The organism is Bacillus sp. mrc49, from assembly GCF_002803435.1.
Genome location: NZ_PHNG01000813.1, coordinates 1 through 13,783 on the forward strand (window position 1 = coordinate 1; position 13,783 = coordinate 13,783).

A 13,783-nucleotide genomic window follows, 5' to 3' on the forward strand; every position below is an offset into this window, starting at 1 on the left:
CGTTTCCACATAGCTTTTTTGGAGACCCGTTCCTTTCACTTCCGATACAGTCATTCCGCTTACCCCTATTTTTGCTAGTTCCGCTTTGAATTGTTCAAACTTGATTGGACGAGTAATGATATCTATTTTCGTTAAAACCTCTGACATATATTCACCCTCCTTCTAAATTGATTCATGATAGGCCTTTTCGCCATGAAGTGTAAGATCGAGCCCCATTGACTCATCTTCATCACTGACACGCAACGGAACGAACACATTAATCACTTTAGCAAGGACATAAGTGATCACGGCAACAAAAATATATGTGGCGATGATGGCCACAAGCTGTTTCCACAGTAAGTTGAAATCCCCGTAAAATAATCCATTTGCCCCAGCTTCGTTGACGGAAGTCGTTGCGAATAAACCAGTAGCGATGCCTCCCCATGTTCCGCCTATCCCATGCAGCCCGAAAGCATCCAATGCATCGTCATACCCCAGTTTATTCTTCAAGAAGAATACGCCCCAGAAGCATACTGCCCCACCGACGACTCCTATGATGATCGAGGATGCAGGCGTCACGAATCCGCAAGCGGGTGTAATGGCAACCAACCCGGAAATCGCTCCGGATACTGCTCCAAGCAATGTCGCCTTTTTATTTGCCATGTACTCAACGATCAGCCAGCCTATGATGCCAGCAGCTGCAGCCACGGCTGTATTCACGAATACCGTCATTGCCACTGCATTGATCGTCAAAGCGCTTCCGACGTTAAAACCGTACCACCCGAACCATATTAATGATCCGCCAAGGAAAGTTAACGGCAGATTATGCGGCGCACTGTCCCCCGATTCCTTCCTTTTCCCTACCATGATCGCCAAAACCAAACCGGCAACCCCTGAAGAAATATGAACAACGTTGCCTCCAGCAAAATCCAATGTACCGAGTTGCGCCAGCCAGCCTCCTCCCCATACCCAATGCGCAACTGGTGCGTATACCAATAAAGACCACAAGATCGTAAAGATCAAGAATGCTGAAAACTTCATTCGTTCGGCAATTCCACCTGCAATGATCGATACGGTTAAAACGGCAAAAGTCATTTGGAATAACATAAATAAGCTATGAGGAATCGTTTCGCTGTACGGACCAGGTTCGAATCCTACATCCTTTAACCCCACCCAATCCAGACCACCTAGAAGTGTATTTCCAGGTGAAAATGATAAAGAATAGCCGATAAGCACCCAAAGAATCGAAATGACAGCAAGTGGCATGTAACTGTGCATTGCGGTATTCAGGACATTTTTACTTTTTACCATCCCCCCATAAAATAAGGCAATCCCTGGTGTCATGAGCCAAACCATCATTGTCGCCAAAAACATAAAAACCGAATCAGCCATTTGCATATTGTTTCCCCCTTGTTTACGTATGTTATGTTTGTTAACAAATATATGTTATATATTTTATCATATACTTAATTTTCTAATAATTCAATAGATTTTTCCCGTTTTAATAACTTAATGTAAGGTTATATAACACCAAAACCATTGAACTAGATTATTACCTCAAAAAAAGCCCCTCATAAATGAGGAGCCTTCAAGCGTATATTCAATCAACAGCATCTGGATACTTTCCCGCCTTTTGCATTATATCGTTCATCCTGTGCTTCGCAGAAAAATTCTTTCCTCGTCTTTACGGGATCTTCCGGATGGTGGACGCTCATATGTGTCACATAGGTATCATAACTGGGCACGCCTACAAGCAAACTGACAAACTGTTTTCTGTAGCTGAGTATCTTGGTCAACCTTTTCAACATTGCCTTCCCTCCCTTATGAGGTCCTTCTCGATACATAAGGCGATTCATGTAAATCTATTTTCTGGTTCTTCAGCACTTTTATCCACAGCCTTATTGCAGAAATAAGGACAGTGATCACAACGATCATGAATATGGCACAAAGTGCGGCATCGACATAATCATTGACGATGACCTGCTTCATTTCGGCTAAATCTTTTGCAGGAGCGAGGATTTCCCCTTTATCATACGCTGCCTTGAATTTATCCTTATGCGCTAAAAAGCCGATCGCCGGGTTATCGTGAAACAGCTTTTGCCAGCCAGCCGTCATGGTCACGATCAATAAGAAGGTAGTCGGGACAAGAGTGACCCAACTGTATGCTTTTTTGCCCATTTTGAAGAGGACTGTCGTACCAAGCAGCAACGCAATGGCGGCAAGCATTTGATTTGCGATTCCAAACAACGGCCAGAGGGTATTGATCCCGCCAAGCGGATCGATGACCCCTTGATAAAGGAAGTATCCCCAGCCAATTACACAAATGGCCGTAGCAATGATATTGGGCAGCCACTTATTCGTTTCGGCAAATGGCTTGTAGAAGGTTCCGATGATATCCTGGATCATGAAACGCCCAACCCTTGTTCCTGCATCAATGGTCGTCAATATGAACAGCGCCTCGAACAGGATCGCAAAGTGATACCAAAATGCCATCAGCGATGCTCCGCCAATCACTTGCGAGAAGATGTGGGCCATCCCGATCGCAAAGGTTGGCGCCCCTCCAGTTCGGGATAAAATGGTCTCTTCCCCAACATCATCCGCAAGGTCAGTGATCATTTCCGGCGTCAAAACGAAGCCCCAATCCGATATCGTCGCCGCCACCTGTGCCGGCTCCGTTCCCACAACCGCTCCCGGACTGTTAATCGCAAAATAAATCCCTGGCGTCAGGACACAGGCTGCAATCATCGCCATGATGGCAACAAATGATTCAGTCAGCATCGCCCCGTAACCGATTGGACGGGAATGGGACTCACGTTCAATCATTTTAGGAGTTGTACCAGATGAAACGAGTGCATGGAATCCCGACACCGCTCCACAAGCGATCGTAATGAATAAGAACGGGAATAGATTCCCGGCGAATACGGGTCCAGTTCCATCAATGAATTGGGTGACGGCAGGCATTTCAAGGCTCGGCATGACAAGAAAGATACCAAGCGCCAGTCCAATGATCGTTCCGATTTTCAAAAACGTACTTAAGTAATCACGCGGTGCCAATAACATCCATACCGGCAAAACGGAAGCAACGAATCCGTATACTATCAACATGATGGCAATCGTTTTGCCACTGAATGTGAACATCGGCGCCAATGTCGCGCTTTCCGATACAAAGCGTCCGAAGTATAACGCCAGCATCAACAGGATGATGCCCAGGATGGAACCCTCGCCTACACGTCCTGGCCTTATATAGCGCATATAGATGCCCATGAGGACGGCAATCGGTATCGTCGAGGCGATCGTGAACATCCCCCAAGGGCTTCCGACCAGTGCCTTTACGACAACGAGGGCAAGCACCGCCAATAAGATGATCATGATGCCAAGGATACCGATCATGGCTATCAAACCTGTAACGGGCCCAATTTCCTCTTTGATCATTTCACCCAAGGATTTACCGTTTCGGCGCATCGAGCCGAAGAGAATGATGAAATCCTGAACGGCACCTGCCAATACAACTCCGACAACAAGCCAGAGTGTCCCTGGCAAATATCCCATCTGGGCTGCGAGAATGGGTCCTACAAGTGGGCCCGCCCCAGCAATCGCCGCAAAATGGTGACCAAAAAGCACCCACTTATTAGTAGGCACGTAGTCCTTGCCATCATTATTCGCTTCTGCCGGGGTTTGGCGATCATCATCCAGCTCAAACACTTTCTGTGCGATGAATTTACTATAAAAGCGATAGGCAATGGAATAAACACAGAGTGCTGCCGTGACGATCCACATGGCATTGATGCTTTCCCCGCGGTTTAAAGCGACAAAACCAAAACTCACGGCCCCCACAGCGGAAATGATTCCCCAAAGAATGACTGATTTAAGCGCTTTCATTTTTACCATCTCCTCTCATTGGAACGGATGATTTACTATAAAAAATCCTCATTTCATATGGCGCCAGATCTTAAAACGACTGCAACCATTAAATTTAAAGAATTTTATATATATTCAGAATTATATGTTATTAAATGGTTTTTTTGCAATATATATTTAGTCAATTTGTAATGAATTTACAATTATTTTGTCGATAAATCACTCTCTTTCTGCCAGCGCCTTCATATAAATGCCTTTTTGTAATTTTTAATGGAAGAAGAGAAATCCCTTCATATGGATGTGCGGTATCTTGTCGGAAATTGAAGAATGAAATTAACGGAAACCAAGTATAAGAATTTAATAGAGTGGATAGAATAATAAAAAAGGAGTGGGAGAATATGGAGACGAAAACGAAAGAAAGCACGAAAGAATTGTGGACTGAAATCAACCAATGCATCACTAGAATCATTGATGAAAAACATGATTTATCTTTTCAAAAGAAGAGCAATGATAACTATATGAATCTATATATCCAAACTGCCGTATTACACACCTTATTCGGACTTTCAGATGAGCTTAGGAGAATTGAAAGGAAATATAATGGGATTTGAGGCAATCCGTCTATTATTTGTTGGTTCCCGTTAATAGATTCAAAAAACAAAGCCCCCTTTCCGATATGGACAAGGGGGCTTTATGTCATGAAAGGAATCAACCACGTAATTGATGTTTCAGGAATTGCTAATCATTGCACTAAGCTTTCAGCCAAACGTTTTTCCTTCCAGATCACTGTAATACCAAGGCCGATGACCATAATGACTGCAGCAAAAAGATATGGGTAGTGGATGTTTATGTCAAATAGGATCCCGCCCATTGCCGGGCCGACGATATTCCCTAAGCTCGTGTAGGTTGAGTTCATGCCCGCTACGAACCCTTGCTCTTTCCCGCCCGCTTTTGATAAAAATGTCGTCAATGCAGGACGCAGCAAGTCAAATGCAAGGAAGATGAAGCATGTCACCGCCAACACGGCCATATAGCTGGAGATCAAGGTGGAAGCAACTGCAAATATGGCACCGACGATCAAACATAATTGAATCAGCTTCTTTTCCCCGAGGATATCCACCATTTTTCCAAACATGAATACTTGCACAACCACCCCGAAGATTGAGCTTATCGTAATGATCATTGCAATATCCTTCGGTGTGAAACCGAATTTATGATCGGAAAACAGGCTAAAAACAGTTTCATATGCCGATAATCCAAATGCCAGTACGAATACTAGGATGAATGCAATGAAGTAGAGCGGATTAAGGGATTTTTTTAAATCGGAAACAAAGTTCGTTTGCCCTGCATCAGCCGAAACTTCTGCAAGCTGTTCCTTTGTCAGTGGCTCTTTCAATATAAATATGGATGAAAGGCAGGCTATAAAAGCAATCAGTGCCGCAAGGAAGAAGGGGTAACGGATTCCGTATTCAGCAACGAAACCGCCTATTCCCGGCCCTATAATAAAGCCCAAGCTAATGGCGGCGGAAATATACCCCATCGCTTTTGGACGCTCCTTAACGGATGTAATATCTGCAACATACGCCGTAACGCCCGGCATAATGAAAGCTGCACTGATCCCGCCCAGGATCCTTGATAGATAAAACACGGCGACGTTCGTGCCCAAACCGAAGATAAGCTCCGAAACACCAAAAAGGAATAATCCGATTATGATGATTTTCTTTCTGCCGTAACGGTCGACCCACCGGCCAGCGAACGGGGACATAATAAGCTGGGATACTGCAAATACGGCCACAAGATAGCCCATCGTACTGCCTGACAGGTGCATGATGTTCATCAAGGATGGCATGACGGGGATGATGAGCCCGATTCCCAGAAAGGCGATGAATATATTGCTTAGCAATATGATCAATACCGCCTTTTGTTCTTTAATTGGTTTAACCATGTAGTGACACCTCTTTCCATGTAGATCATTTAGGCGATATACCTCTCCAGAACACTGTCCAGGAGGCCGCCACTTTCTCCTTCAGCCGCTTCTCATCATTGCCGTATACAAGCTCAAGCATAATCGAATCGACAACTCCCAAGAAGGCGAACGTAGGCGTGATTGCCGCCTCTTCAATGATTAACCCGGAATTGATCCAATCCTGAAATTTTTCTTCAAGTATGGCCTGCACCTTTTCCTCTATATCGATGACTTCCTCTGTAATGGCTTCCTCGAGATGGGCTGGCGGAAAAAAAGACATCCGCAGCCAGAACTTTACATGCTCATTTTTTTGGAAAAGATCGATGATCAATTGTAAAAATCCGTATAAATCCTTCTCAGGGTTCCTTGAATCCACTTTACTGAAATATTGAAGTTTGGAAGTTAACTCCGTCTCTTTCGCATCACGTAGAACGTTCAGAAAAAGATCATCCTTCCCTTTAAAATGGGCGTAAATGGATTGCTTTCTCATGCCGACTTCTTCTGCTATTTGTGAAAGGGATGCTCCTTCATAACCATGGATCGTAAAATATTTAAGAGCAGCTTCTTTAATGTCATTGCTTTTCAATACTATCACCTCGAATTTTAACGAACGTTCGTCAGTTATATTAGCAAATTAAAGACATATTAGCAAGAGAAAAACGCTTATTACTTGAAACCATTTTTCACTTGCTTTAACGGAACAACGCACCCTTCTAGTTTTCCAGGGAAACGCAAAAAAATGCGCACCCTACGGCACACATTTCTTACATCATCCAGTCGTACTTTCCTTAATTGAACTGCGGTATAGATCGTAGTAAAAACCCCTTTGCCCCAGCAGCTCCTCATGGGATCCTTTTTCGATGACCCTTCCTTCATCAAGAACAAGGATCAAGTCACTTTGCTGAATCGTATTCAACCGATGTGCAATGACAAAACTCGTTCTTCCTTCCATCAAGCGATGTAATGCTTCCTGGATTTTAAGCTCGGTGATCGTATCTATACTGCTTGTCGCCTCATCCAAAATCAGGAGGACGGGATCGGCCAAGATGGCCCTCGCAATCGATAAAAGCTGACGCTGCCCCTGACTGATCCCACTGCCATCCTGACTCAGGATGGTCCCGTATCCTTCGGGAAGCTTCATGATAAAGGAATGGGCATTGGCAAGCTTGGCTGCCTCCTCCACTTCTACATCTCCCGCCTCCAAACGGCCATAGCGGATATTTTCACGAATCGTACCTTGAAACAAAAAGGAATCCTGTAAAACGAATCCCATATATTTGCGGAGACTTGCCCGCGTAACCTGCTGGATATTCTGGCCGTCGATCAAGATCCTGCCGCTGTTCGGCTCGTAAAAACGGGCCAAAAGGTTAATGATCGTCGTCTTCCCTGCACCAGTCGGCCCAACAAGCGCGATGGTTTCGCCTTTTTCTGCATGAAAGCTGACGTCATAAATCGTTTGGTCGTCTTCATTATAGGAAAAAGATACCCCTTCAAAATCAACCTGACCACGGACATCCCGAAGCTCAGAGGCCCGTATCTCATCCACTTCTTCTTCATTCTCGTCCAAAATGGCAAAAACCCTTTCCGCACCAGCAACTGCCGAAAGAAGAGTATTGAATTGATTAGCAAGGTCATTGAGCGGACGGGTGAATTGCCTTGAATATTCGGTAAAGATGACAATCACCCCGATGGTGACCGTTCCTATCCCGCTCAACGCCAAAAAACCTCCGACTGCGGCTATTACCGTAAAACTTAGGTTGTTCAGTAAATTCATCAGCTTTGGAATCAATCCCGAGTACGATTGCGATAAAAAACCGGCCTTCTTCAGGTTTTCACTCCGGGTGATAAAATCACGGATCACTTTATCTTCCTGCGAGAAAGCCTTTACGATCCGCTGTCCGGATATCGTTTCTTCAATGAACCCATTCAGTTCCCCCAGGTTTTTCTGCTGCTCTTTAAAAAGCTTCCCCGTCCGGTTCGTTATCCATCTCAAGCCGAAGAACATGAGCGGAACGATGATCAAGGTTAGAAAAGTTAACAACGGACTCAAATACAGCATGACCGCAACAGTCCCGATAAGTGTCAGCAAACTGGAGAAAATCTGGATGACGGAGCTATTCAAAGTGGAGCTTACATTCTCGATATCGTTCGTGACCCGACTCATCAGTTCCCCATGCTGCCGGCGATCAAAGAAAGGAATGGACAACTGGTGAAGCTTCTTGAATAACTGATTGCGCATGACATAGACCGTATCCTGCGCAATGCCGATCATCCAATAATTCTGCAGCCACATCGATAGGGAATAGAAAAGGTATACGCCAAGCAGCCATATAAGAAGGCTAATTAGCCCGGCACTATCCTTCGTGACAATATATTCATCGATGGCCCTGCCGACCAGAAAGGGGCCAAGCAAGCCCAGCACCGAGCTTACCAGTACCATGAACAGGACGCAAAATAGAAGGCCTTTATTCGTTGCCAAGTACGGGATGATCCTTTTTATCGTACTCCATGAGTTAAGTGGTTTTGCCTTTGCCTTATCGGGAGATATTCTTCGGCTCAAACGATATCCCCTCCTCCCCAAACTGTGAGTGAACGATTTTCCGATATAGCTCACTCGACTGGATCAAATCTTCATGTTTCCCTTCAGCAAGCACTTCACCATTTTCCAGCAATAAAATTTTATCCGCCTCAATGGCTGTACTGATTTTCTGCGTAATGATGATCGTCGTGCAGGTATAGGACTTTAAAGCACTAAGCAATTTGCTTTCCGTTTTCAAATCGAGTGCACTTGTACTATCGTCGAGAAGGAGAATCGTCGGTTTGCGCACCAACGCCCTCGCAATCGACAGCCGCTGCTTTTGTCCCCCTGACAGATTCACGCCCTTTTGCCCTAACATCGTTTCATATTGCTTCGGTAGCTTCATTACGGTTTCATGGACTTGGGCATGCATGGCCGCCGCCTTGATTTCCTCATCCGTGGCCCCTTCTTTCCCCCAAGCGATGTTATTTTTTATCGTTCCTGAAAAAAGCAGGGCTTCCTGTGGTACATAGCCGATCCTTTTCCGCAGTGAGTCCAGGGGAATATCCTTCACATCTTGTTCATCAATGAGGATGGAGCCGCCATCAGTCTCATATAATCTTGGAATCAGCTGAAACAAGGATGTTTTCCCAGATCCCGTCGCTCCAATGATGGCAAGCGAACCCCCGGGATCGATAGTGAAGTTCAAATGCTTCAGTACGGCATGGTCGGAACCTGGATATCGGAAAGATACATCAACAAACTTGATGCCTCCGCCCTTGAGCGCGTTCGTGGCGGTTTCCTTCCTGCCTTCGTCGATGTCTATCGGCGTCCCGAATATTTCCGTTACACGTTCGGCTGAAGCCTTTGCTCGGGAAATGACCGTGATCAGCCAGGAAAAAACCGAAAGTGATGCGGCAATCCTTGTTGCATAATTAACGATCGCCACGACTTCCCCTACCTGGATGTCCCCTGTTTCAATAAATCCGCTTCCAAGCCAGAGAATGATCAAGATTGCCCCATTCATGACAAGCATCAGCACTGGCATGGTCGTTTCAATTAAACGAAGCGAGGTCACCGTCTTTCTTTTCAGTTCATCATTGGCGCCGTCAAATCGGCCAATCTCATGCTCCTTGCGCAGAAAAGCTTTGATCAAGCGCATGCCTGTAAGGTTTTCCCTCATGACGTTATTGACATCATCAAGCTTTTTCTGAACGAGTTTAAACAGCTTTGCCGCCCTTTTCATAACCCACACAAGGAAGAAAATAAGAACTGGAATCGAAATCACCAAAACGAGCGATAGCTTCAGATCAACCGTCATGGCCATGATTGCACCGCCGATTACGATCAATGGCGCCCTTGCCATGATGCGCAAGCCCATAAAGACCGTATTTTGAAGCTGGGTCACGTCATTCGTCATTCTTGTAATCAAGGAGGAAGTCGGGATGTTATTCAAATTGGCAAATGAAAACGCCTGTATTTTGCTGAATAGGCTTTTCCTCACATCATGCCCGAAACTTTGACTTACATGTGATGCAGTAAAGGAATTAACGATCCCGCCCAAAAATGAAAAAACGGAAAGCCCGACCATGACGCTTCCCCATTTGATCACCACAGATAAATCTTTCTGTAAAATGCCGTCATCGATGATTTTTGCAATAAATAGAGGTTGTAATAATTCCACACCAAGCTCGACGATCATCAAGAATAAAGCAAGAATGATCAAGAGCCAGTACGGCTTAAGGAATGAGGACAGTTTTTTCATCTATGACACCCTTCGATTCTTCATATGTAGTCATCATCTTTTTCATGTTCCCATTATACATTTTTATACAGATTTATTAAAAGATTTAAACTGATTTAAGCGATTGGTAAATTATTTGATTTTTTTTAATGAATACTCTTGACAAATAACAGGAAATAAGCGAAAATTCTAATTGATAATGATTTTCAATTTCATTATCGATCTCTGAAATTTGATAAACTTTTACGATATTCCCTTATCGTACCCTGTTGATGTTGTACATAGCTGCAATGTCGCCCCGGCTTTCTCTGTGCCTAGAAAAATTATATGCTCATTAGCGAATGCATGTCACTAGAATATTGCCCCCTCTTTATTCAAGTAATTAATTCACGTTGGAAGCATAAATTAGGCAGCCGGGGATTTTTTCTTTTTAAAACTGATAACCATACATAAATATTAAAGGAGAAGGATGACTATGAAACTGGAAGATATCATAAAAGGACGGCGCAGTATCAAGCGTTTCAAGGACATCCCGGTTCCTTTGGATACCATCCGTACATTATTGGAAACGTCCACATGGGCTCCGAACCATAAAATGACCCAGCCTTGGCGCTTCGTCGTTGTGCACGGTGATAGCCGACTAAAACTAGCAGAAGCAACCCGCGCTTTCATGGCGGGCAAGGAAAAGGACCCCGAAAAGAAGAAGGAAGCCGGACAGCGTGGATTCAATAAACTGAACGGTGTGCCGATGTTTGTCGCGGTGATCATGGAAGAAAATCCGAATCCGATGGTACGGGAAGAAGATTATGCGGCTACAAGCGCCTTGATCCAGAATTTCAGCCTGCTTGCCTGGGAACAAGGCATCGGGATGATATGGGAAACATACGGCATGATACATAGCACGGAATTTCGTGAAGCTTTAGGGGTGAAACCCGGTGAGAAAATAGTCGGCAGCCTTCACGTTGGCTATCCTGATATGGTTCCCACACCAAGACCAAGGAAAGAAATCGATCAACTACTTACAATAATGGACTAATATAAAGATAAACCTCCCATTTTAATAATTGGAGGTTTTTTTAGGTTCCATTGTCTTCGACACCCAATGATGCTTGTAATGGGTCATCTAACTTTTTACTCGTGTTTCCCATCCTTTACTGTCCCGAATCTTTATAAATCGTCATATGGGATTTTTCCTGTTTGTAATAATCCAGTCTTTCCTGCAATGACCCCGTATGGAATTCAAACTTATGTCCATCTAAATCAGTAAAATAAATAGACTTTTTATCACGTTTATCTCTCTCCCGGCCAGTAAGGATATTGACCTTTAAGCTTCTCAATTTCGTAAACATGTCATCATAGTCTTCTTCATCGATGGAAAACGCCACATGCGTATATGACGCATTTATGTCGTTTCTTGCCATACCTTTTTCTGAGTTCAAGGCGAGCCATATCCCATTCAAGTCGAAGTAGGCTGTGGAATTTCCCTTTAAAAGCAGCTTCGCTCCAAAAACAGCTTTATAAAATTCGATGGATTCTTCCAGGTCGGATACTGAAAACAAAAAGTGATTCAATCCTTTAATGTGGATAATCTCCCTCTCCCTTCTAGGCCTGGTTTATTAACCCCATACGGTCATTGTCACGATCAAAAAGAACGGGAGGAAACGTCCAGCCCCATGTATTGTGACTAAGTGTTTCCTCCCTTCTAAAAGGCGGTCTCGGAACTGTCATTCTCAAAAAAACTCATGATATAAAGCTTGGATGGCCGTCTCTTCGCTGTGTTCTTTGACACCGAACATCATGCTTACCTCCGAAGAGCCCTGGTTGATCATTTCGATATTGACCTTGGCATCCGCCAACGCTTTCGAGGCTCTTGCCGTCGTTCCGACATTATGCCGCATCCCTTCGCCCACGACCATGATCAAGGCTAAGTTATGCTCCACAATGACTTCATCGGCATGCAGCTCTTGCTTGATTCGCGAAATGATTTTCTTCTCGGAGTCCCCCCTCATCTGCTCCTGTCTCAGGATGAGTGTCACATCGTCAATGCCCGATGGAATATGCTCATAGGCAACTCCGTAATCTTCTAGGATATGCAGCAGCTTCCGGCCAAAGCCGACTTCCCGGTTCATTAAATATTTACTGACATAAATGCTGCAAAATCCCTTGTCACTCGCAATCCCAATAACCGGACCATTCGTATTATCACGGATATTCACAATGCGGGTCCCTTGGGCCGCCGGGTTGTTCGTATTTTGGATATGAACGGGGATTCCCGCCCGGAATGCAGGAATAAGCGCCTCATCATGGAATACCGAGAAACCGGCATAAGAAAGCTCACGCATTTCTCGATACGTTAATTCCCTGATCCCCTTCGGATTGGATACCACATTTGGATTAACCGCATATACGGCATCCACATCGGTAAAGTTTTCATACAATTCGGCTTTGACGCCATTTGCAAGAATCGAGCCCGTAATGTCAGAGCCGCTTCTTGAAAACGTTAAAACATCACCATCTAACGTATATCCGAAAAACCCTGGAAATACGACGATTCCCGGCTCATCACGCAGATCATATAACCGATCATACGATTCCGGCAGCACCTGGGTATATCCATCTTCATCCGATACGATCAAGCCAGCTTTCTTCGGATTGACATATTGCGCTTCGACACCCCGCCTTTGAAAATAGGCGGCAATCAGCTTCGCATTATTATCCTCGCCACTTGCCTTTAAAGCATCCAAATAACGCTTTGGCTTGGATTGATCTGCATGCAACAGTGCTTGTAAATCTTCGCGGATCCCCGTGATGACTTCCTCGGATATATCCAGCTCCTTAGCGATACTTCCATAACGGGCGACCACATCTTCGATTAAAGGTTCGCCATTATCCCCGCGCAGCTGCTGCTTTGCAGCCTCGATCAATAAATCCGTCACCTTTATATCATCGGAATTGCGTTTCCCGGGGGCCGAAACGACGACAAACTTCCTCTCCGGATCTGCTGCCACAATTTCGAATACCTTCTTTATTTGTTCACCTGACGCCAGTGAACTCCCGCCAAACTTCGCAACCTTCATCTCGACATCCCCTATTATTAAAAAAATTCTGTCAACATTCACTCTCCCTATTATTACGTTTTTCAACGAAACAATCAAGTAATAATTCCATTATAGGAGGACATTTGTATTTTTAAAAAGGACAAATCACTAATGAAACTCTACGATAGATAAAGGAAAAAAGCATATGTATGTTTCCCCCTTCTCCATGAGCCTCGCAATAAATCTGGATGTTTCCACCACTCTCCACTTTGAAGAATTTGGAGTTTGAACGTTTCATTCCGCTGTGCTTGAAAAAAAGATAGATTACCCATTGACTATGGTTCTGTGGGGGGGAATTGGACCGTTGCTTTCCGCTGCTGGCACTCGCTTATCAAGGGGCAGTCCTGGAGCCTCTTATTCATTTTCATCATTAGTAAAAGATGCCGGCCACAGTTGGTAACAATATAGGAAGAAGCGAATCATCTGAGGAATGTGGACTAGATAAAATGCGGAGCGAAAAGAAGGATTAGCGGTTCTTCGATATGGATGAACACCTGAATGCGTGGATTAAAGGGGGAACCAATACTATTCAAAAGGGTTTCGGAAGGAAAGTTTTTCGAAACCCTTTTGTTTTTTCTGCCTTTTAACGATTATCTACAGTTTCAGGGTATAAGTCATGA

The 13,783-nt window shown here is 44.5% G+C and carries 12 protein-coding genes; 2 read left to right on the forward strand and 10 right to left on the reverse strand.

The genetic code is table 11. The features are described 5' to 3' along the window. The 4 genes from CVN76_RS30660 to CVN76_RS30675 form a co-directional block, all read right to left on the reverse strand. Positions 1-147 (reverse strand): P-II family nitrogen regulator (locus tag CVN76_RS30660; protein WP_332850729.1); only part of this gene is annotated, 147 nt, incomplete at its 3' end. Between the two features lie 15 nt (positions 148-162). After that, positions 163-1,377, reverse strand: coding sequence for an ammonium transporter (locus tag CVN76_RS30665; protein ID WP_100534289.1), 1,215 nt, complete (start codon positions 1,375-1,377; stop codon positions 163-165). A 206-nt stretch (positions 1,378-1,583) separates the two neighbouring features. Next, on the reverse strand, positions 1,584-1,787 hold the full coding sequence (locus CVN76_RS30670; RefSeq protein ID WP_100534290.1) for a YbdD/YjiX family protein: 204 nt from the start codon (positions 1,785-1,787) through the stop codon (positions 1,584-1,586). Between the two features lie 13 nt (positions 1,788-1,800). Next, positions 1,801-3,858 (reverse strand): carbon starvation CstA family protein, encoded by a 2,058-nt coding sequence (locus tag CVN76_RS30675; RefSeq protein WP_100534291.1) that lies wholly within the window; start codon positions 3,856-3,858, stop codon positions 1,801-1,803. A 377-nt stretch (positions 3,859-4,235) separates the two neighbouring features. Between CVN76_RS30675 and CVN76_RS30680 the strand changes: the two genes are divergently transcribed. Further along, positions 4,236-4,448 carry a hypothetical protein gene (locus CVN76_RS30680; RefSeq protein ID WP_061140605.1) on the forward strand — a complete coding sequence of 71 codons (213 nt, stop codon included), beginning with the start codon at positions 4,236-4,238 and terminating at the stop codon, positions 4,446-4,448. A gap of 131 nt (positions 4,449-4,579) precedes the next feature. Here the strand turns inward: CVN76_RS30680 and CVN76_RS30685 are convergent, their stop codons facing one another. The 4 genes from CVN76_RS30685 to CVN76_RS30700 form a co-directional block, all read right to left on the reverse strand. Continuing rightward, positions 4,580-5,782, reverse strand: coding sequence for an MFS transporter (locus CVN76_RS30685; RefSeq protein ID WP_061140604.1), 1,203 nt, complete (start codon positions 5,780-5,782; stop codon positions 4,580-4,582). Between the two features lie 25 nt (positions 5,783-5,807). Further along, the gene (locus tag CVN76_RS30690) at positions 5,808-6,389 is read right to left on the reverse strand and encodes a TetR/AcrR family transcriptional regulator (protein ID WP_100534292.1); all 582 of its coding nucleotides are present in this window, start codon (positions 6,387-6,389) and stop codon (positions 5,808-5,810) included. A gap of 183 nt (positions 6,390-6,572) precedes the next feature. Next, the gene (locus tag CVN76_RS30695; protein ID WP_232732522.1) at positions 6,573-8,363 is read right to left on the reverse strand and encodes an ABC transporter ATP-binding protein; all 1,791 of its coding nucleotides are present in this window, start codon (positions 8,361-8,363) and stop codon (positions 6,573-6,575) included. Further along, a complete protein-coding gene (locus CVN76_RS30700) occupies positions 8,338-10,086 on the reverse strand; it encodes an ABC transporter ATP-binding protein (protein WP_100534293.1) in 1,749 nt (582 codons plus the stop codon). Before CVN76_RS30700 ends, CVN76_RS30695 begins: the two co-directional genes overlap by 26 nt. Before the next feature lie 454 nt (positions 10,087-10,540). Between CVN76_RS30700 and CVN76_RS30705 the strand changes: the two genes are divergently transcribed. Beyond that, positions 10,541-11,101, forward strand: coding sequence for a nitroreductase family protein (locus CVN76_RS30705; protein ID WP_100534294.1), 561 nt, complete (start codon positions 10,541-10,543; stop codon positions 11,099-11,101). Positions 11,102-11,216: 115 nt separating this feature from the next. Here the strand turns inward: CVN76_RS30705 and fosB are convergent, their stop codons facing one another. Next, positions 11,217-11,651, reverse strand: coding sequence for a metallothiol transferase FosB (gene fosB / locus CVN76_RS30710; RefSeq protein WP_100534295.1), 435 nt, complete (start codon positions 11,649-11,651; stop codon positions 11,217-11,219). Between the two features lie 144 nt (positions 11,652-11,795). Then, positions 11,796-13,142, reverse strand: coding sequence for an aspartate kinase (locus CVN76_RS30715; RefSeq protein WP_100534296.1), 1,347 nt, complete (start codon positions 13,140-13,142; stop codon positions 11,796-11,798). Positions 13,143-13,783 lie beyond the last annotated feature (641 nt).

Excerpts from the sequence above, each read along its gene's own strand:
- CVN76_RS30665 (WP_100534289.1), bottom strand. The coding sequence starts at position 1,377 with ATGCAAATGGCTGATTCGGTTTTTATGTTTTTGGCGACAATGATGGTT.
- CVN76_RS30670 (WP_100534290.1), bottom strand. The coding sequence starts at position 1,787 with ATGTTGAAAAGGTTGACCAAGATACTCAGCTACAGAAAACAGTTTGTC.
- CVN76_RS30675 (WP_100534291.1), bottom strand. The coding sequence starts at position 3,858 with ATGAAAGCGCTTAAATCAGTCATTCTTTGGGGAATCATTTCCGCTGTG.
- CVN76_RS30680 (WP_061140605.1), top strand. The coding sequence starts at position 4,236 with ATGGAGACGAAAACGAAAGAAAGCACGAAAGAATTGTGGACTGAAATC.
- CVN76_RS30685 (WP_061140604.1), bottom strand. The coding sequence starts at position 5,782 with ATGGTTAAACCAATTAAAGAACAAAAGGCGGTATTGATCATATTGCTA.
- CVN76_RS30700 (WP_100534293.1), bottom strand. The coding sequence starts at position 10,086 with ATGAAAAAACTGTCCTCATTCCTTAAGCCGTACTGGCTCTTGATCATT.
- CVN76_RS30705 (WP_100534294.1), top strand. The coding sequence starts at position 10,541 with ATGAAACTGGAAGATATCATAAAAGGACGGCGCAGTATCAAGCGTTTC.
- CVN76_RS30715 (WP_100534296.1), bottom strand. The coding sequence starts at position 13,142 with ATGAAGGTTGCGAAGTTTGGCGGGAGTTCACTGGCGTCAGGTGAACAA.